Source organism: Paenibacillus silviterrae (assembly GCF_030167925.1).
GTDB classification, from domain to species: Bacteria; Bacillota; Bacilli; order Paenibacillales; family NBRC-103111; genus Paenibacillus_G; species Paenibacillus_G silviterrae.
This window is the reverse complement of sequence record NZ_JASKUT010000001.1, coordinates 1,525,347-1,552,081: the sequence shown is the minus strand read 5'-3', so window position 1 is coordinate 1,552,081 and position 26,735 is coordinate 1,525,347. Positions and strand designations below refer to the sequence as shown.

The window sequence follows — 26,735 nt, the reverse complement described above, 5'->3', positions numbered from 1 at the left end:
GAGATCATCAATCTTTTAGCTGAGGTTAAGCTAATAAGAGCACACGGAGGATGCCTAGGCACCAGGAGCCGAAGAAGGACGTGGCGAACGACGAAATGCCTCGGGGAGCCGTAAGCAGGCTTTGATCCGGGGATGTCCGAATGGGGGAACCCGCGTGAGGTAATACTCACGTACCACACAGTGAATACATAGCTGTGTAGGAGGCAGACGAGGGGAACTGAAACATCTAAGTACCCTCAGGAAAAGAAAACAAAAGTGATTCCGTCAGTAGCGGCGAGCGAAAGCGGAACAGCCCAAACCAAGGGGCTTGCCCCTTGGGGTTGTAGGACGTCAATGTGAGTGCAGGTTGGTAGGCGAACAGGTCTGGAAAGGCCGGCCAAAGTGGGTAACAGCCCCGTAACCGAAAGCAACTGAGACTCTAGACGGATCCTGAGTACGGCGGGACACGTGAAACCCCGTCGGAATCCGGCAGGACCATCTGCCAAGGCTAAATACTCCCTGGTGACCGATAGTGAAGCAGTACCGTGAGGGAAAGGTGAAAAGAACCGCGGGAGCGGAGTGAAAAAGAACCTGAAACCGTGTGCTTACAAGAAGTCAGAGCTCGTTAATGAGTGATGGCGTGCCTTTTGTAGAATGAACCGGCGAGTTACGTTTACGCGCAAGGTTAAGGTGAGAAGCCGGAGCCGCAGCGAAAGCGAGTCTGAATAGGGCGACTAAGTACGTAGACGTAGACCCGAAACCGTGTGATCTACCCCTGTCCAGGGTGAAGGTGCGGTAACACGCACTGGAGGCCCGAACCCACGAATGTTGAAAAATTCGGGGATGAGGTGGGGGTAGCGGAGAAATTCCAATCGAACTCGGAGATAGCTGGTTCTCCCCGAAATAGCTTTAGGGCTAGCCTCGGGTGATGAGTCGCGGAGGTAAAGCACTGATTGGGTGCGGGGCCCGCCAAGGGTTACCAAGTCCAGTCAAACTCTGAATGCCGCAGACTTTAACCCGGGAGTCAGACAGTGAGTGCTAAGATCCATTGTCAAGAGGGAAACAGCCCAGATCATCAGCTAAGGTCCCCAAGTGTGTGTTAAGTGGGAAAGGATGTGGAGTTGCAAAGACAACCAGGATGTTGGCTTAGAAGCAGCCACCATTGAAAGAGTGCGTAATAGCTCACTGGTCGAGTGACTCTGCGCCGAAAATGTAACGGGGCTAAACACACCACCGAAGCTATGAGTCCAGGTGCAAACAAGTTTGCAGCGAGGGCAGTAGGGGAGCGTTGTAACAGCGGTGAAGGTTGATCGTGAGGACAGCTGGAGCGGTTACAAGTGAGAATGCCGGTATGAGTAACGAAAAGACAAGTGAGAATCTTGTCCGCCGTAAGCCTAAGGGTTCCTGAGGAAGGTTCGTCCGCTCAGGGTAAGTCGGGACCTAAGGCGAGGCCGAAAGGCGTAGTCGAAGGACAACAGGTTGAAATTCCTGTACCACCGTGAACCGTTATGAGCAATGGGGTGACGCAGAAGGATAGTGACGCGGACTGATGGATGTCCGTCCAAGCAGCGAGGCTGGTTAGTAGGCAAATCCGCTAACCATAAGGCTGGGCTGTGATGGGGAGCGAAATTATAGTAGCGAAGGTCATGAGTTCAAGCTGCCAAGAAAAGCCTCTAGCCAGGGAGAAGGTGCCCGTACCGCAAACCGACACAGGTAGGCGAGCAGAGCATGCTAAGGCGCTCGGAAGAACTCTCGTTAAGGAACTCGGCAAAATGACCCCGTAACTTCGGGAGAAGGGGTGCCTCGGTAGGGTGAATAGCCCGAGGGGGCCGCAGTGAAAAGGCCCAAGCGACTGTTTAGCAAAAACACAGGTCTGTGCGAAGCCGTAAGGCGAAGTATACGGGCTGACGCCTGCCCGGTGCTGGAAGGTTAAGGGGAGCGGTTAGGAGTAATCCGAAGCTGTGAACCGAAGCCCCAGTAAACGGCGGCCGTAACTATAACGGTCCTAAGGTAGCGAAATTCCTTGTCAGGTAAATTCTGACCCGCACGAATGGCGTAACGACTTGGGCGCTGTCTCGACGAGAGATCCGGTGAAATTTTAATACCTGTGAAGATGCAGGTTACCCGCGACAAGACGGAAAGACCCCATGGAGCTTTACTGCAGCTTGATATTGGACTTTGGTACGATCTGTACAGGATAGGTGGGAGCCTAGGAAGCCGGAGCGCCAGCTTCGGTGGAGGCGCCGTTGGGATACCACCCTGATCGTATCGGAGTTCTAACCTGGCACCCTGATCGGGTGCGGGGACAGTGTCAGGTAGGCAGTTTGACTGGGGCGGTCGCCTCCTAAAGAGTAACGGAGGCGCCCCAAGGTTCCCTCAGAATGGTTGGAAATCATTCGAAGAGTGCAAAGGCATAAGGGAGCTTGACTGCGAGACATACAGGTCGAGCAGGGACGAAAGTCGGGCTTAGTGATCCGGTGGTACCGAATGGAAGGGCCATCGCTCAACGGATAAAAGCTACCCTGGGGATAACAGGCTTATCTCCCCCAAGAGTCCACATCGACGGGGAGGTTTGGCACCTCGATGTCGGCTCATCGCATCCTGGGGCTGAAGTAGGTCCCAAGGGTTGGGCTGTTCGCCCATTAAAGCGGTACGCGAGCTGGGTTCAGAACGTCGTGAGACAGTTCGGTCCCTATCTGTCGCGGGCGTAGGAAATTTGAGAGGAGCTGTCCTTAGTACGAGAGGACCGGGATGGACGTACCGCTGGTGTACCAGTTGTCTCGCCAGAGGCACGGCTGGATAGCCAAGTACGGAAGGGATAAGCGCTGAAAGCATCTAAGCGTGAAGCCCCCCTCAAGATGAGATTTCCCAGTATGTAAGACCCCTTGTAGACGACGAGGTAGATAGGTTCGGGGTGGAAGCGCGGCAACGTGTGGAGCTGACGAATACTAATCGGTCGAGGGCTTATCCTACAAGCATATGACATTTGCTGAAGTTTCGAATCCAGTTTTTAGGGTGCAACGAACTGCATCCAATTTGGAGAGATACCCAAGCGGCTCAAGGGGACCCTCTGCTAAGGGGTTAGACTGCGTAAGCGGTGCGAGGGTTCGAATCCCTCTCTCTCCGTAGCATTTAAGCATTTACACCTAGTTCAAGTACCTGTACAGGTAGGAACTAGGTGTTTTTGTTTTTCAGGAACACTGATTCAAGAAGTACATATGCTGAACTATATAGCATAGGAAGAGTGATTCTATGGGCATTCGATTTCAAACTGAGATCAAAATTAACCTGAAAGCCATCTTGAGAGATTCAATTCTTCTCGTTTCGGAGAAAGAGATCAAAAAGGAAATAAGGGCTATCGTGTTGTTTTGGGCTGAGCAGCGGTTGATTGAAGAGGGCTGGCCGCTTCCAAGCAGCACGAAGGATATCCGAGAGCATCTCATTGAAAACTCGATGATCAGCGAGGAGGATGGGACCTTTACCTTCATGGAGCCGGAGCTGGATGAGGCGGATGGATAATAGAAGGGGGCGGAAGGTAACACTATGGCAAAAAGAATCATCGGCATCGGCACAGCTGCGAAATACTGCTGCAGATAAGAAAGGAGCACCATGATCTATATTTATAACGATTTCGGCGGAACCCACTCTACTGTCATGGCAGCGACTTATCACTTGCAAAAATTGCCCCAGGACCGTGAACCAACGAGGCAGGAGATTTTGACAGCCCATAACTTCAACGAGCTGGTGTACTCGGACCGGGGGAAGCTATTTTTTCATGGGACGGATGAAGACGGAAATAAGGTGTACACGATGGGAAGGGGCAGGTCCAAAATTCTCGTGCCGGGGATCTACCATCTGCTGCTGATGCTTGAGAAGGAAGGGGCGCTGAACGATAAAATCATCCTGTCCAACACATCGCCGACGGTTCCGCTGGCACTTACGTTCGGCGGACTGACCTCACGCTGGCTAAAAATCGATTGGATCGGCGTCCCGCTCCTCGTGAAGGGGATCAAGCAAGCCTATCAAGATATCATCCGTCTAGTCCACCATACCAAGGACGCGGCCGGGCGTTCGGATGAGCGGATCCTACTGCTTGAAAATAAACAGTTTAAATAAGCCGCCATGGATATATTGATGAACCCGAATCAATTGGAACATACGTTTCTAGATGTAAATGGCGTCCGTCTACATATCGTACAAGCAGGGCCTGAAGAAGGACCTTTATTCATCCTCCTGCATGGCTTCCCCGAATGCTGGTTCGGCTGGAGGTATCAGCTGCCTTACTTGGCTGGTAAAGGATACAGGGTGTGGGCTATCGATCAACGCGGCTATAACGAAAGCGAGAAGCCAAAAGAGCTTGGCTCCTATCGTTTGAACGAGCTGGCTCAGGATGTGGTGGAGTGCATTAGGGCATCCGGAAAATCCAAAGCCATTGTAGCAGGTCATGACTGGGGAGGCATCGTTGCGTGGCATGTAGCGGCGGTCGCGCCCGAGCTGCTGGACCGTCTTATTATTCTCAATGCACCTGAGCCGTCTGTGATGATAAGGCATCTGCTTACTCATCCTAACCAGATGGCGAAAAGCTTGTATATTTTGTTTTTTCAACTGCCGTGGCTTCCGGAGTGCTTGGCCCGATGGAAGAACTGGTCCCTCCTGAAGACGATGATGCAAAAATCAAGCCGGAAGGGTACCTTCACAGCGGGTGATCTGAAGTCATACCAGGAGGCTTGGTCCGAACCAGGAGCCTATCGCTCCATGCTCAACTGGTACCGTGCGCTAGTAAGAAGATCTCTGCCTTCCATCAGGGAGCGGAAAAACATTCACGTTCCCACATTAATCTTATGGGGAATATACGATTCCTTTCTGGACCCGGTGCTGGCCAAGTTAAGCAAGGAGAGATGCGAGAATGGGCAGCTGGTATATTTGGAAGCTACTCATTGGGTTCAACATGAGCAATATGATCAGGTGAATGAACGGATGGACCGGTTTATACGAACGGATAGCCACTGAGTTTCGTCCTGAATGGGACATGCTTGGGGGCTATTCTATTTTTTACAGGGTCAGGGTGATATAATTTGATGAATAGGTAGAGAGAATGGACGAACAGGGGTTGGATGCAAATGATAACTCGTCGCAAAAAGAACCCGAAATGGCTCCTTATCGCGTTGACAGGGGCGCTTCTGGGAGGTGGAGTAGGGGCGTATATGGCACAAACCTACCCACTGACTGTAAAAGATACTGCACCAAATACACCGCAATACAGGGTGGCAGATGAATTTCGCATGCTGGACTTGGACCGTGGCTGGATACGGTATGCGGATGGATTGGAGATGACAGCCGACGGCGGGATGACGTGGCAGCGTACGGATGCCGTCCCCGCTGGCGGATCGACCGAGCTTGATTCAGCGGTGCCGCCGCTGTGGGATCCGCCCGCGAAGACACTGACGATGCTTACATTTCAAACAAAAGAATTTCCGGTCAAACAATCCCAGTTTTATACGGAGCAAATCGGTTGGGCGATTGTGGAACAGGAAGGTGAGCTGGGCGGCAAGCTATTTTATACGTCAGACGGCGGTAAGACATGGGAAACCGAACCAACCGCCGAGATCAGAGAGGCAATTCGTCAAGAGAAGCAGCTGCGGGAGCAGTGGAAGAGGGAAGCTCCGCTGTATGCTTCTCTAGAGCAGGTCAAGCAAGTCGCCCGAACCGAATGGCTGCTGCTGCCTAACACAGCATCTCCCGGGGATGTCATCCTTGTTCGCCATGCGAAGCCGGGAAATGTCGAATGGCAAGGAAAGACCTATCCGTTGCAGCCTTTCGGAGCCGGTTATTTTACGTATCTTCCTATTGGCGCCGGAGTCAAGCCTGGGGAATACCGCATCGGCGACCAAAGCTTAAAGATTGCTGCCAAAAGCTTCCCGACACAGCATCTGCAGGTATCTGAGCAGCTGGAGAGCATGCGGCAGGATACCAAGCGTATTCAAGCGGACCAAGTCAAAATCGATGCCGCGCGCAGCCAATCCGAGCCGGAATTTTTGTTTAACCGTCCCTTCGTCATCCCGGTAGAAGGAAGGCTTACCACCCCCTTCGGGCATACAAGGTACGTAAATGGGAAGCTTAGCGGCTCTCACCTTGCACTGGATCTTGCGGCGAAGCAGGGAACGCCCATTCAGGCAACCAATGACGGTGTAGTCGCCCTTGCGGACAACATGTACTTGACTGGAAACTCCATTTATATTGACCACGGGATGGGATTGTTTTCCCAATATGCCCATTTATCGGAGCTGCAAGTCAAGACAGGGGACCGTGTAAAGCGCGGCGATATCATCGGTCTCGTCGGATCGACGGGATTTTCTACGGGGCCTCATCTTCATTTTACGTTCTGGGCACATAATGTTCCTGTGAATCCCAACCTGTTTTTTGACACCGTGCCATTTCATTGGGGCGCCAAGGCACAGCCATAACCGGTCACATGATAAGCTGCATTCGTTCTGACGTATACGTTGGTTACGGATGCAGCTTTTTAATTTACCGCGGAATTGGAATAATAAGCTAAACTGAGAGGGGGAGTAATAATGCAAGAGGAAATGTTGATGGACCTGAAGCAGCTTGTCCGTGAGCTCAAGGAAAAAGAGGCGGAAAAAACCTATATTCTCCCGGAGGAAGTCATACTAGCAGTGAAGCGTGTCAAGCATCTGGAGGGTTTCCTCTATGATATCCTCCACATAGTTAGCGGAAGCGGAGGAATTCGACTTGGAAGTCTGCTGCGCAGGGAATTCGGCATCCGGGCGGAGCTTGCCGATCACATGGGGCAGTGGGCCAGGTACAGCAAGGAGCGCTTCGAGGACGAGCTTCATGATGCGATTGATCGGGCGGAAATTCGTGCGGGAAAGCAGGAATTGTTTTTTACCGGGTCGGCCGGCAAAAAAGAATCCTCCGAGGCGCTACAGCTGCTTCAAGAAATTGCTCATATTGCGATAAGGATCCAGCTGAACCCCGAACGAATACGCGCGGAAGCTTACATAGAACTGCTGGAGCTGCTGCTCCGGTACTACGATCTGCCCTTTACCGAGCCGAAGGGGGACGTAAACGGTTATCGCGGGCTGCTTGCGGCTGATCGGCTGCTTGCTATGGCTGGAGGCCAAGAAGATATCGCGGAGGAGCTTCGAGCCTTCGCCAGACAATGGTATCAGAGCTCACCCTATACGTTCTTTGAGGAGAAAGAAAGCTATCTTTCCCATGAGTATGTCGTGCCCTATTTGTATTTATTGACCGAAGTGCAGCTGGATCGGCTTCGCGCCGGTTACATTGGGTATGTGCAGGATGAGGTTCGGAAGCTGAAAGCGAAGCCGGAGCTGCATAGAGCGGAGTACTTACTATCGATGCTTGAAGCGGTGTTAAGCTGGTAGGCACCCCCTTCTTAAGGTCGATAGGGCTTCAACCCGATCCTCACTCCAGCCGGTTTATTCCTGCGCAGAAGCCTCAGCATGCTGAGACGTCCTTGTCGATCGGCGGTATGAAGTATGATGTGTTTGGGAAACCGCCGGCTTTGTACGATATAACGTGCCGCTTCCGATCCTTTCGGCCTCCCGGGTCCGAGATTATAGTCAAGCGAGAGTACATGGATCCGGTGCTTGCGCAAAAGCCTGATGCAGTCGGAAGCCGATCTTGCTACTCGAAATCCCCTGGGGCAAGGCCTTCGGTCATCCAGAAACAATTTCATTGTCGTTTCCTCCCTTACAAGCAGCGTTATCCATAGCTTATGATGGAAGCAACTACGCGGTGTGCGTTCCATTGACGGATAGATCATTTGCCCTTAGCATGAAGATAAGCAAGCTTGCGGGAGGGAACGGACGTGGGAAAATCCATATTGGTCGTTGATGATGACCGGAACATATGTGCTATTACAAAGCTGTATTTGCAGAAAAACGGCTATGAGGTGACGACCGTTCACAGCGGCACGGACGCACTTAAGGAAGCCGCGGCAGCGCCGTTTAGTCTGATCGTGCTGGATCTCATGCTGCCGGGAATGGACGGCTGGACCGTTTGCCAGAGGCTCAGGGAAACATCGAATGTCCCTATCATTATGCTGACGGCAAGGGGAGAGACGCAAGACAAAATCGGCGGGCTTCGTATGGGAGCCGACGATTACATGGTGAAGCCGTTCGATCCGAACGAGCTGATCGCCAGGATCGAGACCGTGCTGAGACGGACGGAAGGCATCGGTGAAAAGGACAATCTTAAGTTATCGGGTAAGCAGATTCTCCAATACGGTTCGCTACGAATCGATAAGCTTTCCTATGAAGTGTTCTGCGAGGATCGGCCAGTACCGCTGAGGCGAAAGGAATTCGAGCTGCTGCGCTTCATGGCAGAGCACCCGAACCGGGTGTTTACGCGGGCTGAGCTGATCGAGCATGTATGGGGCTGGGATTTCGAGGGAGAAGATCGGATCGTCGACGCCTATATGAAAAGAATTCGGGAAGCGTTCAATCAAGATGACTCTTCGGCTTGGTCGCTCGACACGGTTAGAGGCGTAGGATATAAGTTTCGGGTGAGCCGGTGATGCTGAACTCCGTATTTAAAAAGTGGCTCCTCACCTACGTTTCCGTCGCTCTGATCAGTTTGCTGCTGATAGCTATCATCATCGGTGCCGCCTTGAGAGAGCAAACCTACCGGGAAGCCGAAGCCGTACTGTCCTCCATAGCCAATCAGGTACATCAAATCAGCCTTGAATATATGGATGGCATATTGACGCAGAAGGAGTTTTTCAAGCAAGTGAATTTGCTCGAACGAAGCTCCCATGTGCGAATATCAGTTACAGGGAAAAATTTCAAGGGAGACACGGATGATTTGCTCTCCATTGGAGAGAAGCCGGAGGTCAAGGAATGGGTGAAACGGGTATTCGAGGGGGAACAGCAGCTTGTTCGAAGCTCCTTCCATACGAATGATCAGACGGAGATGCTGGTGGTCGGCATACCTTTCATGTATAAGAATCAAAGACATGGTGCCATCTTTCTTTATACCCCGGTACAGAATGTCCAAGCACTCGTGGAGGAAATTTATGTTAAAATTTTCTACACTACACTCATCGTCGGTTGTCTGGTGGTTGCCGCGTTATATGCGGCATCTCGCAGGTTCGTTCGTCCCCTTGCCGAGATGAAGGAGATTGCCCTTCGCATGGCCCGCGGCGAATTTCAGCATCGCATGAAGGTGAAGGGGCGTGATGAAATCGCTCAGCTTTCGGAAAGCATGAACGACATGGCGGCAAGGCTGGAAACCATAGAGCTTGGAAGGAGGCAGCTGATCAGCGAAATCTCTCATGAGCTTCGCACACCTCTGACTACGATTCGCGCGTCGCTGCAGGGCATTCTTGATGAGATTGTTGATCCCGAGGACCGCAGAAGCTTTTTACAAATTTCACTCGACGAAACCAAACGGCTCGGTGTCCTTGTGCAGGATCTGCTTGAATTATCACTTTTCGAAGAAAAGCAGGTGGTTATGAATAAGGAGCCGATGTCTTTATCGAAGCTTCTGATGCAAACGGCAGAGCAGATGAAGGTAAAGGCCGCAGAGCATAAAATCAAGCTTGCAACCGAAATACCCCGCGATATTGTCATCAAAGCCGATGCGGCCCGGATCAAGCAGGTCCTGCTGAATCTGCTGCATAATGCGATAGTGCACAACGGAGAGGGAACTGCTGTAGGCTTGAAGCTGGGCGTAAGTAGCGAAACAGCAGTCATTACCGTGTGGGACCGCGGACGCGGTATTGAGGATGAAAAGCTGGACCGGCTGTTTCAACGCTTTTACAAAGCGGATGAAAGCAGAGCCGGGCAAGGGGCCGGACTTGGGCTTACCATTTCCAAGCATATTATAGAAGCGCATGGCGGTGCGATTCAGGTTCATTCTACTCTAGGCAAAGGAACGCAATTTCTGGTCATGCTTCCTCTGAAGTCATAATCTGGTCATATTGGTTGTGTACAGTATAGAAGTACCAACTGTATGTAGAGAAAGATATGATGGAGGTAGAAGCTATGGTTAAAAAATGGATAAGTGCCGGAATCGTCTCCGCTATGCTGCTTACTGCGGCTCCCGTGTTCGCTGAAACGCAAACGGTCCCTGCTGTGGGCAAAAATGTCGTTAAAGCGCCCAAGCTCATCGAGTTGGCGCAAAAGCGCGGTATCGACACCACAGATAAAACGCCCAAGCAACTGAAGAAGGAGCTGATGGCGAAGCAGAAGGAAGCTAAACAGCAAAGAAAGCAAAAAGAGCTTGCGAAGCTAACCGATATGGCTAAGAGGCTTGGCGTGGAAACGGCCGGTTTGACGAAGCAACAGCTGAAGGAAGCGGTGAAAGCCAAAGAAAAGGCGAAGCGCGAGCAGCAGACCATGAATCGACTGACCAAGGCAGCCAAGAAATTCGGATTGGACGCGACAGGCAAATCCAAGGAGCAGCTGAAGGCAGAAGTTCTTGCAAAGGTACAAGAGAAAAAGCAGCAGAAGCAAGCGAAAGCTGAATAATGCAAGTTGAGAAACGCACCCTTCCACCGGCGCTCGCCTGAGGGGTGCGCTTTTTTTGATGGAGCAAGGCTTGTCCAAGCACATCGTAACGAGATATAATGGTAAGGGTGTTTGGAACGAGAGCAGAAGATATACTACGAGAAAGTGAGCGGGAACAATATGGGCCGTAAGTGGAACAACATTAAAGAAAAAAAGGCATCGAAGGATGCCAACACAAGTCGCATATACGCAAAGTTCGGCATCGAGATCTACGTGGCGGCCAAGCAGGGAGAGCCGGATCCGGAATCCAACCGCGCATTAAAGGTCGTGCTCGAGCGGGCTAAAACGTACAACGTACCAAGAGCAATTATCGACCGTGCGCTGGAGAAGGCCAAAGGCAGCGGAGATGAAAATTACAGCGAGCTTCGTTATGAAGGCTTCGGACCGAACGGTTCGATGATCATTGTCAATGCGCTCACGAACAACGTGAATCGGACGGCGTCCGATGTACGCGCGGCCTTCACGAAAAACGGCGGCAGCATGGGTGTGAGCGGATCGGTAGCCTACATGTTCGACGCAACGGCAGTCATCGGTCTGGAAGGCAAATCGGTGGATGAAGTGCTGGAGCTCCTCATGGAGGCGGATGTAGAGGTTCGCGACATTCTTGAGGAGGACGAGGCGGTCATCGTGTATGCAGAGCCCGACCAATTCCACGCTGTCCAGGAAGCCTTGAAAAGCGCGGGCATTACCGAGTTTACCGTAGCGGAGATTACCATGCTCCCGCAGAACTATATTACCTTGCCGGCAGAGGCGATGCTTCCATTCGAGAAGCTGATCGATACGCTTGAAGACCTCGAGGATGTGCAGCAGGTATTCCATAATGTAGATTTTGAAGAGTAGGATAAAGCCCCGCAGCCAATTTGGCTGCGGGGTATTTTTGTCCCTCCCCCCTGAAAAGGCTGGGCCGCTCCGTATATTACTTAGTATCCGATGCATCCGGAACATCACCTAAAGAAAAGGACGGAACCAACATGAACAAGCTCCTAGTCAAAAGTATTTTGATTGCTTCTATGGCATTTAGCGCCGGTATGGGCAGTGCCTACGCCTCGCAGGATCCTGCGGACACGTCGAAGCAGCAGACTCCCCCCGCAGCAGTTTCTACACAACAGGAAGCTGCGACCCTTGCAACAGCTAAGCCGGCACTGGTGCCGGGAGATTTCTTTTATTTTATCAAAGCGATTTATGAAAGCATCCGCTTGGCAATTGCGTCGGGTGAGATAGAGGAGGCCAAGTTGCTCTCGGGGTACGCCCATGAAAGGCTGGCGGAGGCGAACGCGTTATTGGCAGCAGGCAAGGAGGATGCAGCGGCGCAAACGCTTCAGCTCTCCCTTGAGACGCAGCAGCTGGCGCTAGAGAAGGTGTCTGCGAAATCCGAAACTAAGAAAGCAGCTGAAGCTATTCAGCCGGCCTCTGTGAAAACCGTCGAAAAGGAAGACGCTGATTCGGAAGCTGCAGCAGAAGCAGCTGTAGCTGTGAAGGCGGCAACGAAAGCAGTAGCAACCGAGGAAGCGGCAGAGGCTGTGAAGGCGAATATGAAGAAAAATATTGTTGCGCTAACGGCGGCTCTAGAGAAGGTAGGAAATCCGAAGGCACAGCTGGCGCTGCTGCGCAATATTGAGAAGTCTTTCGAGCACATGGAGAAAAAGCTGGCGAAATCGGAGCAGAAGCTGGCAAAGGAGCCGGCGAAAGCAGAAGAAACGATATTGGAAACGGTACCTGAAGCCGCACAGCTTACCTCTGCAGTCACAGCAGCATCCGTTACGACATCTGCTGCTGTTGTGATAGAAACGGAGCAGGAGCTTAATGCAAAGTCACTCAAGGTAAAGGAAAACGAGACCGATGCAGATGCAGAACAGCCGAAGCAGCAAATGAAGCAACAACCAAAAGAGAAAAACGAGAATCACGCGAACGGCAAGGAGAAAGCACCTGGTCAGTTGAAGGAGAAGGAGAAGGAAAAGGAGAACGGATACGATCGCGGAAAGCACTAATCATACATACGATTATGAAAAAAAGAATCGCCTTACAAGCGCTTAAAGCACTTGCAAAGGCGATTTTTTTTTACTTCTTCATGACGTATTCCCAATATTTCAGATGAGCGTAAGGATTCATAGCGACCCAATTGGCATCATACATGCCGAAATGAAGATGAGAGACGAAGGAGCCCGAGGTTCCTTCCGGACCGTAACCGGTGCTGCCTACATAACCGATCAGCTGCCCCTTTGTTACGGCTGCGCCTTTACTCATGCCTTGAGCATATTTGCTCATATGAGCATAGTACAGAATATATCCCTCGCTGGTACGTACGGTCAACCTCCAGCCGCCAAGCGTATTCCAGCCGTAATTGATAACAACGCCATCCGTCGCCGAGTAGATCGGCGTTCCTTCTGCCGCAAGGATATCCGTTCCCTCGTGTGTGCGGTCGCCGCCATAGGATCGCGACTCCGCCCACGTGTCGGTGAAGGGCTCATAGGTGCTTGACCTTAAGGGGAACTGAGCATCTTTAAGATAGGCAGGGGCGGAAGGTCCGGATTCTACTGCTTTCATAGTCATATTGTTACTTGACGCTGTGAGCTTCAGGACTTGTCCAACATAAATGACATCGGAGGTTAGCTGATTAAAGCTCTTGAGTTCAGCAATGGTTAGACCATAATCCCTTGCAACGATAAATAGAGAGTCCCCAGCAATGACCGTGTGAGTGGCATAAGAGCCTTTTTGGGCTGGGATGGACAGCATCGTTCCTGTCTGGAGGTTATCGGAGGTGAGCTGATTGCGCAGCTTGATATCCGCTACAAGCACCTGGTATGTCTGTGCGATTAAATATAAAGAGTCGCCCGCTTTAACGGTATAGCGGATCTCCGGAGCTGTAAGGCGCAGCGTTTGGCCTACGTAGATCATGTCGCCCGTTAATCCGTTCCACTGCTTAAGCTGAGCAATGGTTACGTTGTGTGCTGCAGCAATTTTCCAAAGCACGTCGCCGGCTTTTACTTGATAGGTTGGCTCCGCGGCATAAACGGGACCGAAGGCTGAGGCTGTGATCGCCGCGGCGAGCGCTAGGGAAATCCAATTCTTGTTGGTCTTTTTCTTTTTCATGATGTCTCGGACTCCTCCCTTGGTTTTGGGTATACAACAATATTTATCGGAATTCATGTCAGCTTCGGTAAGAACCAAATAATGGAGCCGGGACAGATAAATTAACTGTTGTTAATTATTGAGAGTGGTGGTAAAATGGCTAATACTTCTATCCCCTCAAATTGGCAGGTGTCTATGCAGTATTTAAAGAAGGAATTGAAAGATCTACTATTGAAGGTTGCCTTGCGACAGTTTACGCTTTATGGCTATGAAGCAACGACCATGAGGAGTATATCGAAGGAAGCGGGCATTACGGCACCTAACATTTACCGGTATTTTAGCAGCAAAGAGGAGCTGTACAAGCAACTGGTTGTACCGGCTTATCAAGTCATCAATGATTTGTTTCGAATGAATGCGGATGCCACGTTAACTCCAGCTGAGGTAGGGCAGACACTACTGGGACGTTTGCCGCAGCTATTGCAGCATTACCGGGATGAATTGATCATCCTGCTCGACGGCAGCAAAGGAACACCGTTCGCCGGCGCGAAGGAAGAAATTACGGTGATTCTAAGTGAGGATATTGCAAGACATATCGGCGTTTTGAATAAAGAAACGGAAGCCCCTGTGTTTGACCAGATGATGGCAAGACCTATGGCGGTTAGTTTTCTTGAGGGAGTGATGGATATCATTCGCCGGCATGAACATCCTGATGATATCGTCAAGCTGACAACCCAATTCATTCAGATGTACTTTTTCTGGAGCGTACGAGAATAAATTTTTTTGTTCCAATAATGAACGAATGTTAACTATTCATTATGAACACAGATAAGGAGCGGACAGCGATGAACGGACGGGAAGCGGATTTGGCAATGTTGAAATATGAAAACAGTATTGAGGTACTGTTGGATGGCCAGTGTTACTTGCTGGAGGACAAATTGTTCGGTATGATCACTCAAATACAAGATATCAGCTGGGAAGCGACGAAGGGAAACAACCTGCCCTTGGTCATTCAAGAGCTTAATCAGCTCCAACAGGAGGTTTGCGTGCTCACGAGGGAACTGCAGCGGCAGTTAATGAGCTTCGATGGAAGCCTGGAGCTTAAAGAGAAGAGATGCGGATAAGTAGTCTTTTGGCCCTAGGACCCTTGGGGTGAAAAATGAATATTTTTGTAGATTCCACAACAGGAAGAGAGTATAATCAGGCTATTGACTAATAATTTACCAAATAAATGTATTGAGGTGTGTCGTATGGATTCGAATCACTTTAGTCATTATACGGGAAATCATGATCAGCAATATGATGCCTTTGATAAAACCTACGGACTAGGACGTTCGGATAATCCTGTGTTCGTCGATGATTACTTCCGCATGGACGGAACTTATGTGAAGGCTCATATGCGATCACATCCCGATCATAATCCGTTTAACAATTATACCTACCCCGGGAACGTGAATCCGTTTACCGGCGAAGTGGCGGCAGGGGACCCTCTTACTTATCTAAGCCATTATGAAGTATCCTTTCAGAGTGTATTACAGCATGCCAATCCGCTTGCTCACATCCAAGAATATACAATGCCGCCGCTAACATTTAATTAATCCTGATCCCGGAAGGGACCTGCAAATAGGATGTGCGGGTCTCTTTTTTTCTTACCTATTTGTTGTGAAAAAGGAGCTTGTTACTAACATGACGGGAATTGATTTAACATGGTATCGCACGCGGAACCGGAAAATTATGAATGCACTGGAGCAAATACAGGAGGCAGCGAAGCAGCTTGGTGTTGAATCGGCGGAGCACACGCTTGAATCGACGAAACGGGAATTGGCTGACGAGGTGTTCAAGCTCGTTGTCGTCGGTGAGTTTTCCAGGGGGAAATCTACCTTTGTCAATGGCCTCCTCGGCAGGCGCCTGCTTCCATCGTCGCCGAGTCCGACAACAACGGTATTAAGCAAGCTGAAGTTCGCAGCCGAACCGTACTACTGTCTTCATTATCGTGACGGCAGGCCTAGCGAGAAGATAACGGAAGAGCAGTTTCAAAACATCGTTGCACCGGATGAACCGGATACAGATGATTACGGTGCAGTGTTGGAGCGGGAGCGGAGGATGGAGCAGCTTGGCGAGATTGCTCACGCTGAAATCGGATATCCGACGGCGATATGCCAAGGCGGGGTTGAGCTCATAGATACTCCGGGAACGAATGATCTGGATGCGGCACGGGAGGAGATTACCTATAATTTTATCCCAAGCGCCGATGCAGCGATCATCGTATTATCCGGAAGGCAGCAGCTGACGGAAACGGAAATGAGTTTTTTGAAGGACAGGTTACTGAAGGCAGACATTCAAAAGCTTTTCTTTGTCGTCAATTTCAAGGATGTATTGAAATCGGAAGCTTCACAAAGAAAGGTAATGGACTACATACAGGAGCATCTTGCTCCGATCACAAAGAATGCGAAGGTGTTCCTCCTATCCGCCAAGCAAGCGTTGGCCGCACGCAGGCACGCTCTGGGCGAAGCGGTTAAGGGGGAGATCGTACCAATGGAGCAAACGGGTTACTTGGAATTCGAGGCGGCTCTCGGAGCCTTTCTAAGTGAGGAACGGGGAGGAGCTAAGCTGGCGAAGCCGCTCGAACGTGCGATGCGTATAGCAGACGAGCTGAAAAGAAATGCAATCCGGCTTCCGCTTTCCACCGTTGGCATGAATCTCATAGAGTTGGAAACCCGGACGGCCAAAGTACAGGAGGAGCTCAACCGGGTGAGCCGAGCTGCAATGGAAACTGTACAGCGGCTGCGGACGGCGCTCACAAGCGGCGGCTTGCAGCTTCGTTCGCAATGGGAGTCGGGCCTGCATCAGGTCGCGACAACCGCTGTTCAGGCTGTATCCTTCTACACGGGCCCGCTCCAAAAGGAGGAATTGGCACGTACGATTGAAGCGGCTGTGGCCCCCGTACAAACGAAGCTGCAAGAGCGCATTCGTACTGAGCAGCATGCCCTTCTCGAAGAAGAGGTGAACCGGGCGAACCGCCGATTGGAGCAGGAATGGGAGGCCATCGACCGCACCATTGTACAATCGCTGCTACCCCGCACCGGAGACGAATCAGGGCAAGACGAGGAATATAGCGTATTCTACGACGAGGACGAGGTCATTGTGAAGACAGGGCTCGGATCGCTGGGACTGCTTGGCGTGGTAATCGGACTTCATGTCGCCCTACCGCTTGCCATACCGGCCCTCTTCTTTGGAGGTAAGTTTTTGTATTCTTATTTTGACGGAAAGGTCCGGGAGCGTGCACTGGCTGAAATTCGCGTACAAGTGGAGCGGCGGTACCGGGATGTGATTCCGGGGATGTGTACTGATTTCGACAGGCAGTGGAGCCGTATGGTTGACGATACTATAGGACACTTTGAAACAGAAATACGTCGAAAGCTCGGCTCCATTGAACAGCAGCTGCAGAGGGTGCTGACGGAGAGGAATGCGGAAGCGTCGCAGGTTGAGCAAAGAAAATCGTCCCTTCACCGTCTAGAGAAGCAATTGAACGATATTATTGCAGGCTTAGTCCCTCTTGCCGAAGAACTGACCGGGGGGCAGCGTGCGCATACTTTAGGAGGAGGCACCCAGCGATGAGCAATTACGATATGGATAGGGAGCAATTGCTTGAGAGACTGAACAGGGTACGGACGGCTGTAAGCGAGCTTCTCCCTGATTCGGTTTTCCTTACCCAATTGGAGGAGCTTCGATCGGAGCTTTATGACGATTTCTGTACGGTAGTGGTGTTAGGCGAATTCAAGAGGGGGAAATCGACCTTCGTTAACAGCCTGCTTGGCGAAGAACTGCTTCCGGTCGATGTGACCCCGACAACGGCTACCATAAACGCGATTCACTATGGGGAGCAGCCGGGTCTCGCCGTCTACAAACAGGACGGGTCCGTTGAGCGAAGGGAGCTGTCTGCGGAGGCTTTGCATAAGTATTCCGTAGATGGAACGGAGAACCCGGAAGAGGTTCGATATTTGAAAATAACCATGCCGGCGCCGCTGCTCCAGCCGAACGTCGTACTTGTCGATACGCCGGGTGTGGACGATCTGAACCGGCAGAGAGCAGAGGTTACCTATCAGTTCATACCCAAGGCGGATGTATGTATTTTTCTGCTGGATGCTGTATCGCCGGTGAAACGCTCGGAAAAGGATTTTCTTACAGATACTCTCTTGTCCGAAGGACTGGATCGTATGATTTTTATTGCCAACTTCTATGACCAAGTGGACGAAGAGGAGGCAGAAGGGCATCTGGAGAACATAAAAAGACGTCTGGCGGGGGCAGTTGGAGGCCAGAAGCCGAAGGTGCTTCCTTTCAGCGCGACGGATGCGCTCGATGCCAGATTGTCGAAGGACTACGACAAGCTCAAGCAGTCCGGTTTTACCGCTGTGCTCGAGGCAGTAGAGGGGCTCATTCAGCACGGCTCCCGGGGTGAGACGAAGCTGAACCGCTTCCGCAGTCGTTTGGAAGTTCTAAACGATTCTATCGGGAGGGAACTGGATGGGCGTCTGGCACAATTGAACGAATCCAGTGCAGAGCTGGCCCTGAAGCTGGAGGGCGTGGAGGGCTTGATTCGTCGTCACGGTGCGATCCGTGTCCAAATGGAAGACTACGCAAGGGATCGGGAAACCGAAATGCTGGCGATCGTCCGCAAATCGCTGCGGCATTTTGAAGAGCAGTTGAAGGAGGATATGCAGTTTACCGTCCAGCAGTATATGGGGCCCCAATTAAAGGAATTTGTTGAAACGCAAATCCCTATGCAGGTCAAGCGTCGATTCAAGCAGTGGATCGAGCAGCATACTCCCTCCATGCTAAAGCTGCTTCAAATGCTGGAACAGGAGCTGGCCACGGCTCTTGCAACGGAGTTCAACACTTCCCTTCGATCGCTGGAAGTCAAGCAGCGTTCAGGTGAAATCGATTCGCAGGAGGGAAATGTATCAATCACTGCGGCAGATCTGTCCAATACGCCTATTATGGCGGGCCTGCTGGCAGGCGGCGCAGGCATGCTGGCGATGCTGCTAGGCGGACCCCTGCTTCTGCCCTTGGTAGGAATGGCCGGATATCCTTTTATCCAGAAGCACTTGATGCAGGATCAATTAAAGAAAGCAAAGGAAAAATTGCTGCCGGAGCTGGACGCGGTACTGGATCAGGTCATGGAGGAGTTCGGGCGAAGCGTCGAGCAGTGGCTGCTTCAGAATGCTGCTTCCATTAGGAAAGCTGCCGATTCACGTTATATGGAGATCGTACGCGTGCATCGAATGAGGATTGATCAGGATCTCGCGGGAGCCATGCGCGCCCAGGAGGAAAAGCAGCATGAACAGCAGCGGTTGATCAAAGCAAGAGAGGATCTCACCACATGGGGGTACAGCCTATGATGCTGCCTCTCTTTGTCATTACCGTGCTGATGGTTGCCTTGATCGCAGGTCTTGGCTTACTGTGGTCTCGGCTAAGTCGTTCTGACTCCAAGGGAAAACCTAACGAAAATTTGATAGAAGGAAGCACTGATTCTAGCAAGAAAGAACAGGGGGCCTTATCGGCAGCATCACTTGTACAGAAGATAACGAGAATGTCCGCAGCTGAGCTAAGCACCATAAAGACGCCATCGTATCCCACCATACCCGAGAAAGCATACCTGCTGCCTGCTGACGTCATGGTAGGTACAGCGGCGGAACGGACGGCTTCTCTCCTGGAGCCTTACCCTGAGCTGCAGGAGTACAAGCAAAAGCTGGAAAAGCTTGCACAGGATGCAGCCAAGCCGTTGCTCCTAGTCATTATGGGACAATTCAAGACCGGTAAATCCAGCTTTATCAATCAGCTTCTCGGCATGGAGGATTGCCTGAAGGTGGAGGTCACGCCGGCGACTGCCGCTGTGACGATGCTTAGCTACGGGGAGCAGCCCGAGGTTGTCGCCCACCTGCTAGACCGCACGGAGCAGCGCTTTCCGTATGAGAGTCTGCACTCCCTTTCAGCGGAAGGGGACGCGGAGGGAGCTCGCCTGAGAAGCGAGTTAGATTACCTGGAGGTTCGACTTCCGGTTGAGCTGCTTAAGAAGGTTACCATTGTTGATACTCCGGGACTCAATTCCGACATCCAGCACCATACGAAGGCGACGGAGTATTTTATCGACCGCGCGGATCAGGTGTTGTGGCTGTTCTCCTATGGGCATGCGGCAACGAAGATGGAAATTTTAACGCTGGGCAGACTCAGGGGGGCGTGGAAGCCGGTCGGTGTTGTAAACCGCATTGATGAGCACGATCCTGAGGAGGGCGACTTGGATGCCTTCCTGAAGCAGGTACGGCGCAGACTTGGAGATCATGTGTGCCGCTTAGTAGGCGTCTCCGCACTCCAAGCGGCAGAAGCCAAGGCGAAGGATGACGCAGTGCTGTACGCTGAAAGTCGATGGTCGCAGCTGGAGCAGGTGCTACAGGAGGAGCTATACGATAAGGCGGCGATGAAGAAAGGGATTCGACTGTTATCCCGTCTCCGGGAGACCATGACCGAGCTGCATGAGCAAGTGCTTGCACAGCACGCTCAGTTTTCGCAGGCGGATGCGTTCGTTAGGGACCAAGAGAAAGCGATGAAAGAAGCGACGGAGCACCGCAAGAAAGTCGCCGAGCTGCTCAGCATATGGTCGGGCTTCGATCCCGGAAGCGCCTTCTATCGGTTGAAATCCAGCTATCCGCTGCCGGAGCTGATTCAAGGGCAGGACAAGCTAAATCAGCAGCTGAATATGATGATCGGCGTCCAAGAGGAGCTGAGCAGGGAGCGGAAGCTGCTTGATCAGGCCTATGAAGCGAATCAGCAAGCCATTGAACACCATAACAAGGACCATGTGCAGCTGGAGAAGGAGTATGCCGAGTACAACAAATCGGGGATGTTCGGAGGACGGCCCATTTTTGATTTCGACGGTACCGGCAAACGGCTTGATGCCCGTGCGAAGCTGCTTGATGAACGGGCGAACGAGCTGAATTCGGAGAAGGAGCAGCTGCTCTCACGGCACCAATTATTTCTTACCCGTCTGGAGCGTAACGAGCAAGAAGCTTATGAGCTTTCGCAGCTTGCGGTTAAACACGCACAAGCTACTTTGGATGAACTGGACAAGCTGCTGAATCACCAGGAGGAGGCTGAGGCGAAAGCAAAAGCTACGGCTTCGCAGTTGTATTGGACGGTAGCGGCGAAGCCGAAAACCGAGACGTTAGTAGGAGGGGAGCTTGCCGCCATCGTTACTTCGCTTGGGAGAAGAGTAGGGCTGTCCTATCGCGATGATACAGCAGCGTCTTTAAGCCTTTCTATAGCCCGATTGCAAGATCTGGAGCAGCTTCTTCTCTCCGAACCGGCTGAGGCATACCATGGGGCGGCAGAAACGGCGGCAGCGGCAGAAGTCGGGCAATTTGAGGCAATCCAGTCGGGCATGAACCGAATTGCCAAGCCCGATCTGCCGGCTTTGGTCGCAGCATTGCAGCCGGGAGAGGAGCTTGTTTTGGAGAAAGGGACTTACATACTAACGCAAACTATGGTCTTAGACAAACCGATTCGTATGCGAGGTGCCGGGCAACAAGCTACCGTTATCCAAGGAGCTGTTGAGACCCTGCTTAAGCTGAACGGAAATCACAAGCGGTACTTTGAAGGCATCTCTTTTGACTTGTGTAATACCGTAGGAACCATAGTTCAGATCGAAAGCGGAGAAGCTCACTTCCAAGACTGCGGTTTCACCGGTGCAAGAACCGTGGAGCATCCGACGGATACGGAGGAAAGAGGGGCTGCTCTTGCTTGGAGAGACTCTTCCGCCGGCAGCATAATCGATTGTCATTTTCACGGCAACAGCGCCGGTTGCAGTATGCTTTCTTCAAGTAAGGTTACCGTACAATCCAGCCGTTTTTGGGACCATCCCTATACTGCACTTTATGCGGGGGATCACACGATTATAGAAGTAAATAACTCCGAGATCACGCATAGTGGAATAGGCGTCTACTTGGATGGGCAAGCCAAGGGATATTTCAAAGGGAACCGCTTGTGGTGCAACGAAGTGGGTATCGTCGGAAGCGACGAAGCGGAGCTTACCATCAAAGAGAATGAATTCAATCATAATGAAGAGGATGGCATCCAAGGACGCGGGAAGGCTTTTATCACCGCGCTTGGAAACAGCTGCTCGATGAACATTCGCGGCATCAGCTTGCTGGATTCGTCCAGCGGTTATATCGCCGCTAATGTTTGCACAAGCAATCTGTCTACCGGTATCAGCTATGAAACCAAGAGCTCGCTTATTGTTGAAAGGAATATCTGCACATGGAACGGAGAGGCGGGAATCTGTCATCAGGCCGACGGACCGACGCTGTTGGCCTGGAACGAATGCAGCCGTAATATGCAGCATGGCATGTACTTCACGGGCACAGGCCAACATGCGGCGGAAGAAAACAAATGTAACCACAACCACGACGGCGGTATGACCGTGCATGATAATATAATCCTAACAGCCAAGTCCAATGAATGCAGCGATAACTACTTTGGGATCATTATTTGGAAGCAAGTGGAAGCGACGCTTGAAGACAACCGCTGTAATAACAACAGAACCGGGGGAATTTTCTGCGGCGGTCAGAGCAGTGTAACTGCGCTGCGTAACGAGTGCAATGGCAACAAGACGGGAATAGGCTTAGGAAATGAGGCACGTGGCACCGTATCAGAGTGTATGGCTAATAACAATGAGCTGTACGGTATCGGCTTCGGACAGCAATCGTCAGGGCGTGTTGTTGCGAATGCTTGTCGGCACAACGGTGAGGGGGGCATTGCCGTCATCGAGCAATCGGTAGCTGATGTGTATAGCAATACGTGCAGTGATAATAAGTTTGCAGGGATCCTCATCAGCAGCAGCGGAAAGTGCAAGGCTCATCAGAATCGGTGCATGACCAATGAGCAGGGGATCCAGGTTGCTTTTCAATCCAGTCCTGAGCTGGACAAAAATGAGTGCTATCACAACCGGGGCGACGGGATCGCCTTTATGGATGAGGCTGCAGGCTCCGCTGTGGAGAACGACTGCTACCAGAATGGGCTGGACGGTATATATGTCACCGGATTGAGTAAACCGCGGCTGGAGAGGAATATATCAACAAAAAATGGAAACAGCGGCATTCACGCGGATGAACGAGCAAAGCCTGTCATCCATTACAACGTGTTGAAGCACAACGAAGGTTACGGCATTCAATTGAGCGGAGACGCCCTTCCAAATATCGGAAAGAATACGATGCAAGCGAATGAAGCCGGAGACATCTCAAAATAAATGGACTACAAGTTTACATAACAAATGTTATGTAAACAATAGAAACCGCAGCCACCTCCCCAGAAGGGGGAAGGCCTGCGGTTTTCCCATTTTTCGCTCTAGTCCGTAATCGGCTTCCCATCCAGCGTAATCGCATCGCTGCTCTGAATGCGGTATACGGGGCCAAGCTTGGGCTGTATCGAGACATTCCGGAAATGAATATCCCGTGCATAGGAGCACTCTACGCCTTCGTTGGCAGTGACGGTCAGCCCATCAATTTCAATGCGCTCGATCGGCATTTCCGGCAAGCCCTTGAACAAGACGGCTTTTCCCGCCCCGACGCAGAGGCAATCGTAAATATGGATATCCCGGAACCTAGGCGTCTCCTCGCTAACCGGAACGGCGGCTTCTCCTGAGGGATCCTTCACCTCGTAATACATGTTGAAGGTAATCGCCTCCCCGGCAATGTCCTTCATCCGTACGTTGCGGATATGGATATGCTCCACTTCACCGCCGCGGCCGCGTGTGCTTTTGAACCGCAAGCCTACATCCGTACCGATAAAGGTACAATCCGTAACCCACACATGCTTCACGCCGCCGGACATTTCGCTCCCGATCACAAATCCGCCATGACCGTGATACACCGTACAATTCGAGATGAAGACATATTCGCAGGGCTTGCCCAGGCGGCGGCCGTCCTCATTCTTACCGGATTTCATGCAAATCGCATCATCCCCGACGTCAAAATGGGAATCCAGGATTTGTACATAGCGGCACGATTCCACATCAATGCCGTCGCCATTCTGAGCGTACCACGGATTTCTTACGGTCACATTCCGGACGGTTACGTGCTCGCAAAGCCAAGGGTGGAGGTTCCAGCTGGGTGAATTTTGAAACGTCGGCCCCTCGAGTAATACGTTTCGGCACTGTCGGAAGCTAAGGAGAACAGGGCGAAGGTAATCTCTCGCAGGAGTGAACAGCTCGATATCCGTCGCTTCGGACGCCAGCAGCTCCTTGACAAGAGCCTGTGCCTGAAGGGCTTTCTCCGTCGGCCACCAAATCTCTTCCTTGCCGTAATCCACCACACCGCCCGACTGAACGAGCTTGCTCCACTGGCGATCCGTCATCTTCCATTTTTTCACCGGGCGCCACGCATCGCCTGAGCCGTCAAAAACGCCGCTTCCTGTAATTGCGATGTTCTCCGCGTTCTCGGCTGTCAGCGGGGAGGTACAGCGAACCGTACGCAAGCCCTCATATGTCGAGTAGATCAACGGATAGTCGTTGAAGTTCGAGCTGAAGATGACGAGGGCACCGGCTTCCGCATGGAGATTCACATTGCTTTTTAGATGGATAGGACCGGTAAGCCAAATACCGGCTGGAATGACGACTCTGCCGCCGCCGGAAGCGGAACAGGCCTCGATCGCCTGGGAGATTGCGGATGAATTGTGGAATATTCCGTCCCCGACCGCACCGTAATCGGTAATGAGGAAATCCCGGTCCGGAAACTGCGGTACGACGACCGGGGGCATATCTTGTATGGATTGCTGCCATTGTTCATGTACTGAAGCTTTCATACGATCTCTACCTTTCCCTGAGTCATGTTGTTGAACACCTACTATTATTAGTGAAACGGGTTAAAAAATCCATCATTCGCAAGAAAGGACAAGATAGAGAAGCCAAGGGCAATATATGAGAAGATCAGGAAACTTATCAGGAAGGCGAGTGGTTTTGTAAAATAAACTGAAAATTCAGAACAAAATTCGTTCTGATTCCCAAGGTTTGGGAATATTAATGTATCGTGTACGATAGTGTATGTTGTCTCCCATAAAAAGCAGTGAAGGATCCATGTCATGCAAGATCTTTATGCGAGCGTTTACTAAGCTAACAGGAGGCTATCGCGAGAATTGAAATAGGACACGCTTGCAGTACTTTGGAAACAAAATGAGGTGATTGCTCTGGAAGCAGCGAACAAGGAAGCCATGCTATCCTCGACGGATCAAGTAAGGCTGAGGAAGGCATCGCCGCTTAAGAAAATGAGTAAGGTTTGGCAGCTGTACGTACTGATAGCCCTCCCGGTGATTTATATTTTCCTCTTCAAGTACATCCCGATGTACGGGGCTCAAATCGCCTTCAAAAATTATGTCGTCACCAAAGGGATTTGGGGCAGCGATTGGGTGGGGTTTCGGCATTTCATCCGATTTTTCCATTCCTATGAATTTTGGCGGCTCATGCAGAACACGCTGGTTTTGAGCTTTTACAGCCTGCTGGCCGGGTTTCCGTTTCCCATCATTCTTGCGTTAAGTCTCAACTATGTGAAAAACCGGCTGTTTAAAAAATCGGTCCAGATGATCACCTACGCGCCGCACTTCATTTCGGTTGTCGTCATGGTAGGCATTATTCTCGAGCTGCTGGATCCGAGAAACGGCATTGTCAATATGCTTCTGAAGGCGCTTGGCTTTGAAGCGATCAATTTTATGGGCGTACCCGAGTACTTTAAATCCATCTATGTGTGGTCCGGCATTTGGCAAAGCGTCGGCTTCTCCTGCATCATCTATCTCGCAGCCCTCTCGAGCATCGATCCGGCGCTTCATGAATCGGCGGTGGTGGATGGAGCAAGCAAGCTCCGCAGAATGTGGCACATCGATCTGCCGGGGATCATGCCGATCGCCATCATCATGCTGATTATGAACACCGGCCACGTGCTGGACGTCGGATTTGAGAAGGTGCTGCTTATGCAAAATCCGCTAAACCTCCGAACCTCCGAGGTCATTGATACTTACGTGTATAAGGTGGGGCTCGCTTCCCAAGCGATGAATTATTCGTATTCCTCCGCCATCGGTTTGTTTAAATCGGTCATCAATTTGATTCTTCTGATTCTCGTCAATAAGATTGCTCAGAAAACGAAGCAAAACAGCCTATGGTAAAGAGAGGAGGGGACAGAAATGGAGAACATCCGAGAGTCTGCCGGGGACCGATTGTTTTCGATCATCAATTATACGGTGCTGTCCTTATTTCTCATTACCATCCTGTATCCGCTAATCTATATTGCAAGCGCTTCAATCAGCGATTCGCAGGACGTCATTGCAGGCGAGGTGTGGCTATGGCCCGTAAATCCAAGCTTGGACGGTTACACAGCGGTATTCAAGCACAAGCTCATCTGGATCGGCTTTCGGAATTCACTGTATTATACGGTGGTCGGTACCCTGATCAACGTCGTCATGACGATTCTTGCGGCCTATCCGCTGGCACGGAAAGATTTTTACGGGAAAAATGCTTTCATGTTTTACTTCGTCTTCACCATGATGTTCTCGGGCGGCTTGATTCCTACTTACATGATCGTGAAGGATCTCGGGCTGCTCAACACCACTTGGGCGATGCTTCTTCCCGGAGCGCTCGCCGTCTGGAATATGATCATTACCCGTACGTATTTTCAAACGACGATTCCCGACGAGCTGCTCGAGGCCGCACAGCTGGACGGCTGCAGCGATTTCGGTTTTGTGTGGAGGATCGTCATTCCGCTTTCGGGACCGATCATCGCCGTAATTACCCTTTTCTACGCAGTGGGCCATTGGAATTCCTTCTTTAACGCGTTCATCTATTTGAAAAATCAAAACCTGTACCCGCTTCAGCTTGTCCTTCGGGATATTCTTGTACAAAACGACGTCGATCTGACGATGCTCACCGATGTGCAGGAAGCTGCAAGAAAGGAAGGCTTGCGGGAGCTGCTGAAATACTCTCTCATTGTCGTTGCCACACTGCCGTTGCTTGTCGTGTATCCGTTCGTCCAGAAATATTTTGTCAAAGGCATTATGATCGGTTCTCTTAAGGGGTAGAGGCTGAAAAGGTCCTAAGGAGGG

Annotated in this window: 21 protein-coding genes, 1 tRNA gene and 1 rRNA gene; 20 read left to right on the top strand and 3 right to left on the bottom strand. The window is 51.3% G+C overall.

Annotated features, from left to right (window positions below; genetic code table 11):
* Positions 1 to 23 precede the first annotated feature (23 nt).
* The 7 genes from QMO62_RS06640 to QMO62_RS06610 all read left to right on the top strand — a co-directional run bounded on the left by QMO62_RS06640 (position 24) and on the right by QMO62_RS06610 (position 7,388).
* A 23S ribosomal RNA gene (locus QMO62_RS06640) occupies positions 24 to 2,951 on the top strand.
* A gap of 66 nt (positions 2,952 to 3,017) precedes the next feature.
* Positions 3,018 to 3,105 (top strand) — tRNA-Ser (locus tag QMO62_RS06635).
* Between the two features lie 126 nt (positions 3,106 to 3,231).
* Positions 3,232 to 3,498: a hypothetical protein gene (locus QMO62_RS06630; RefSeq protein ID WP_284639601.1), complete on the top strand. Its 267-nt coding sequence runs from the start codon at positions 3,232 to 3,234 to the stop codon at positions 3,496 to 3,498.
* Positions 3,499 to 3,588: 90 nt separating this feature from the next.
* Entirely contained in the window at positions 3,589 to 4,095 is a 507-nt protein-coding gene (locus QMO62_RS06625) for a DUF3189 family protein (RefSeq protein ID WP_284639599.1), read from the top strand.
* A gap of 6 nt (positions 4,096 to 4,101) precedes the next feature.
* Positions 4,102 to 4,989 (top strand): alpha/beta fold hydrolase, encoded by an 888-nt coding sequence (locus tag QMO62_RS06620; RefSeq protein WP_284639597.1) that lies wholly within the window; start codon positions 4,102 to 4,104, stop codon positions 4,987 to 4,989.
* A 110-nt stretch (positions 4,990 to 5,099) separates the two neighbouring features.
* Positions 5,100 to 6,443 carry a M23 family metallopeptidase gene (locus tag QMO62_RS06615; protein ID WP_284639595.1) on the top strand — a complete coding sequence of 448 codons (1,344 nt, stop codon included), beginning with the start codon at positions 5,100 to 5,102 and terminating at the stop codon, positions 6,441 to 6,443.
* A 111-nt stretch (positions 6,444 to 6,554) separates the two neighbouring features.
* Positions 6,555 to 7,388, top strand: a complete 834-nt coding sequence (locus QMO62_RS06610) for a hypothetical protein (RefSeq protein WP_284639593.1) — start codon at positions 6,555 to 6,557, stop codon at positions 7,386 to 7,388.
* A gap of 11 nt (positions 7,389 to 7,399) precedes the next feature.
* On the opposite strand, the gene QMO62_RS33400 is transcribed toward QMO62_RS06610, so the two are convergent.
* Positions 7,400 to 7,702, bottom strand: a complete 303-nt coding sequence (locus QMO62_RS33400) for a cyclic-phosphate processing receiver domain-containing protein (protein WP_369699105.1) — start codon at positions 7,700 to 7,702, stop codon at positions 7,400 to 7,402.
* Positions 7,703 to 7,834: 132 nt separating this feature from the next.
* Between QMO62_RS33400 and QMO62_RS06605 the strand changes: the two genes are divergently transcribed.
* The 5 genes from QMO62_RS06605 (at position 7,835) to QMO62_RS06585 (ending at position 12,523) form a co-directional block, all read left to right on the top strand.
* Positions 7,835 to 8,542: a response regulator transcription factor gene (locus QMO62_RS06605; protein ID WP_284639591.1), complete on the top strand. Its 708-nt coding sequence runs from the start codon at positions 7,835 to 7,837 to the stop codon at positions 8,540 to 8,542.
* Positions 8,542 to 9,936: a sensor histidine kinase gene (locus QMO62_RS06600; protein ID WP_284639589.1), complete on the top strand. Its 1,395-nt coding sequence runs from the start codon at positions 8,542 to 8,544 to the stop codon at positions 9,934 to 9,936. Before QMO62_RS06605 ends, QMO62_RS06600 begins: the two co-directional genes overlap by 1 nt.
* 74 nt (positions 9,937 to 10,010) lie before the next feature.
* A complete protein-coding gene (locus QMO62_RS06595) occupies positions 10,011 to 10,496 on the top strand; it encodes a hypothetical protein (protein WP_284639587.1) in 486 nt (161 codons plus the stop codon).
* Between the two features lie 159 nt (positions 10,497 to 10,655).
* Positions 10,656 to 11,375 (top strand): YebC/PmpR family DNA-binding transcriptional regulator, encoded by a 720-nt coding sequence (locus QMO62_RS06590; protein WP_284639585.1) that lies wholly within the window; start codon positions 10,656 to 10,658, stop codon positions 11,373 to 11,375.
* 131 nt (positions 11,376 to 11,506) lie between these two features.
* On the top strand, positions 11,507 to 12,523 hold the full coding sequence (locus tag QMO62_RS06585; protein ID WP_284639583.1) for a DUF5667 domain-containing protein: 1,017 nt from the start codon (positions 11,507 to 11,509) through the stop codon (positions 12,521 to 12,523).
* 70 nt (positions 12,524 to 12,593) lie between these two features.
* On the opposite strand, the gene QMO62_RS06580 is transcribed toward QMO62_RS06585, so the two are convergent.
* The gene (locus QMO62_RS06580; protein WP_284639581.1) at positions 12,594 to 13,625 is read right to left on the bottom strand and encodes a LysM peptidoglycan-binding domain-containing protein; all 1,032 of its coding nucleotides are present in this window, start codon (positions 13,623 to 13,625) and stop codon (positions 12,594 to 12,596) included.
* 135 nt (positions 13,626 to 13,760) lie between these two features.
* Between QMO62_RS06580 and QMO62_RS06575 the strand changes: the two genes are divergently transcribed.
* The 6 genes from QMO62_RS06575 to QMO62_RS06550 all read left to right on the top strand — a co-directional run bounded on the left by QMO62_RS06575 (position 13,761) and on the right by QMO62_RS06550 (position 22,899).
* On the top strand, positions 13,761 to 14,378 hold the full coding sequence (locus QMO62_RS06575; protein ID WP_348651696.1) for a TetR/AcrR family transcriptional regulator: 618 nt from the start codon (positions 13,761 to 13,763) through the stop codon (positions 14,376 to 14,378).
* A gap of 41 nt (positions 14,379 to 14,419) precedes the next feature.
* On the top strand, positions 14,420 to 14,725 hold the full coding sequence (locus tag QMO62_RS06570; RefSeq protein WP_284639578.1) for a hypothetical protein: 306 nt from the start codon (positions 14,420 to 14,422) through the stop codon (positions 14,723 to 14,725).
* Between the two features lie 126 nt (positions 14,726 to 14,851).
* On the top strand, positions 14,852 to 15,199 hold the full coding sequence (locus QMO62_RS06565) for a hypothetical protein (RefSeq protein ID WP_284639576.1): 348 nt from the start codon (positions 14,852 to 14,854) through the stop codon (positions 15,197 to 15,199).
* Between the two features lie 88 nt (positions 15,200 to 15,287).
* Positions 15,288 to 17,219, top strand: a complete 1,932-nt coding sequence (locus QMO62_RS06560; RefSeq protein ID WP_284639574.1) for a dynamin family protein — start codon at positions 15,288 to 15,290, stop codon at positions 17,217 to 17,219.
* Entirely contained in the window at positions 17,216 to 19,000 is a 1,785-nt protein-coding gene (locus QMO62_RS06555) for a dynamin family protein (RefSeq protein WP_284639572.1), read from the top strand. The genes QMO62_RS06560 and QMO62_RS06555 overlap by 4 nt, the downstream gene beginning before the upstream one ends.
* On the top strand, positions 18,982 to 22,899 hold the full coding sequence (locus QMO62_RS06550) for a right-handed parallel beta-helix repeat-containing protein (protein ID WP_284639571.1): 3,918 nt from the start codon (positions 18,982 to 18,984) through the stop codon (positions 22,897 to 22,899). The genes QMO62_RS06555 and QMO62_RS06550 overlap by 19 nt, the downstream gene beginning before the upstream one ends.
* A gap of 98 nt (positions 22,900 to 22,997) precedes the next feature.
* Here QMO62_RS06550 and QMO62_RS06545 read toward each other — a convergent pair whose 3' ends face one another.
* The gene (locus QMO62_RS06545; protein ID WP_284639569.1) at positions 22,998 to 24,452 is read right to left on the bottom strand and encodes a glycoside hydrolase family 28 protein; all 1,455 of its coding nucleotides are present in this window, start codon (positions 24,450 to 24,452) and stop codon (positions 22,998 to 23,000) included.
* 459 nt (positions 24,453 to 24,911) lie between these two features.
* Here QMO62_RS06545 and QMO62_RS06540 point away from each other — a divergent pair, with 459 nt between their 5' ends.
* Positions 24,912 to 25,802 (top strand): ABC transporter permease, encoded by an 891-nt coding sequence (locus tag QMO62_RS06540; protein ID WP_372516711.1) that lies wholly within the window; start codon positions 24,912 to 24,914, stop codon positions 25,800 to 25,802.
* An 18-nt stretch (positions 25,803 to 25,820) separates the two neighbouring features.
* Positions 25,821 to 26,711 carry a carbohydrate ABC transporter permease gene (locus QMO62_RS06535; RefSeq protein WP_284639567.1) on the top strand — a complete coding sequence of 297 codons (891 nt, stop codon included), beginning with the start codon at positions 25,821 to 25,823 and terminating at the stop codon, positions 26,709 to 26,711.
* The last annotated feature ends 24 nt before the right edge of the window (positions 26,712 to 26,735 follow it).

Coding starts and splice junctions, on each gene's coding strand:
- QMO62_RS06630 (WP_284639601.1), top strand. CDS start 3,232: ATGGGCATTCGATTTCAAACTGAGATCAAAATTAACCTGAAAGCCATC.
- QMO62_RS06625 (WP_284639599.1), top strand. CDS start 3,589: ATGATCTATATTTATAACGATTTCGGCGGAACCCACTCTACTGTCATG.
- QMO62_RS06620 (WP_284639597.1), top strand. CDS start 4,102: ATGGATATATTGATGAACCCGAATCAATTGGAACATACGTTTCTAGAT.
- QMO62_RS06615 (WP_284639595.1), top strand. CDS start 5,100: ATGATAACTCGTCGCAAAAAGAACCCGAAATGGCTCCTTATCGCGTTG.
- QMO62_RS06610 (WP_284639593.1), top strand. CDS start 6,555: ATGCAAGAGGAAATGTTGATGGACCTGAAGCAGCTTGTCCGTGAGCTC.
- QMO62_RS33400 (WP_369699105.1), bottom strand. CDS start 7,702: ATGAAATTGTTTCTGGATGACCGAAGGCCTTGCCCCAGGGGATTTCGA.
- QMO62_RS06600 (WP_284639589.1), top strand. CDS start 8,542: ATGCTGAACTCCGTATTTAAAAAGTGGCTCCTCACCTACGTTTCCGTC.
- QMO62_RS06595 (WP_284639587.1), top strand. CDS start 10,011: ATGGTTAAAAAATGGATAAGTGCCGGAATCGTCTCCGCTATGCTGCTT.
- QMO62_RS06590 (WP_284639585.1), top strand. CDS start 10,656: ATGGGCCGTAAGTGGAACAACATTAAAGAAAAAAAGGCATCGAAGGAT.
- QMO62_RS06585 (WP_284639583.1), top strand. CDS start 11,507: ATGAACAAGCTCCTAGTCAAAAGTATTTTGATTGCTTCTATGGCATTT.
- QMO62_RS06580 (WP_284639581.1), bottom strand. CDS start 13,625: ATGAAAAAGAAAAAGACCAACAAGAATTGGATTTCCCTAGCGCTCGCC.
- QMO62_RS06575 (WP_348651696.1), top strand. CDS start 13,761: ATGGCTAATACTTCTATCCCCTCAAATTGGCAGGTGTCTATGCAGTAT.
- QMO62_RS06570 (WP_284639578.1), top strand. CDS start 14,420: ATGAACACAGATAAGGAGCGGACAGCGATGAACGGACGGGAAGCGGAT.
- QMO62_RS06565 (WP_284639576.1), top strand. CDS start 14,852: ATGGATTCGAATCACTTTAGTCATTATACGGGAAATCATGATCAGCAA.
- QMO62_RS06560 (WP_284639574.1), top strand. CDS start 15,288: ATGACGGGAATTGATTTAACATGGTATCGCACGCGGAACCGGAAAATT.
- QMO62_RS06555 (WP_284639572.1), top strand. CDS start 17,216: ATGAGCAATTACGATATGGATAGGGAGCAATTGCTTGAGAGACTGAAC.
- QMO62_RS06550 (WP_284639571.1), top strand. CDS start 18,982: ATGGGGGTACAGCCTATGATGCTGCCTCTCTTTGTCATTACCGTGCTG.
- QMO62_RS06545 (WP_284639569.1), bottom strand. CDS start 24,452: ATGAAAGCTTCAGTACATGAACAATGGCAGCAATCCATACAAGATATG.
- QMO62_RS06540 (WP_372516711.1), top strand. CDS start 24,912: ATGAGTAAGGTTTGGCAGCTGTACGTACTGATAGCCCTCCCGGTGATT.
- QMO62_RS06535 (WP_284639567.1), top strand. CDS start 25,821: ATGGAGAACATCCGAGAGTCTGCCGGGGACCGATTGTTTTCGATCATC.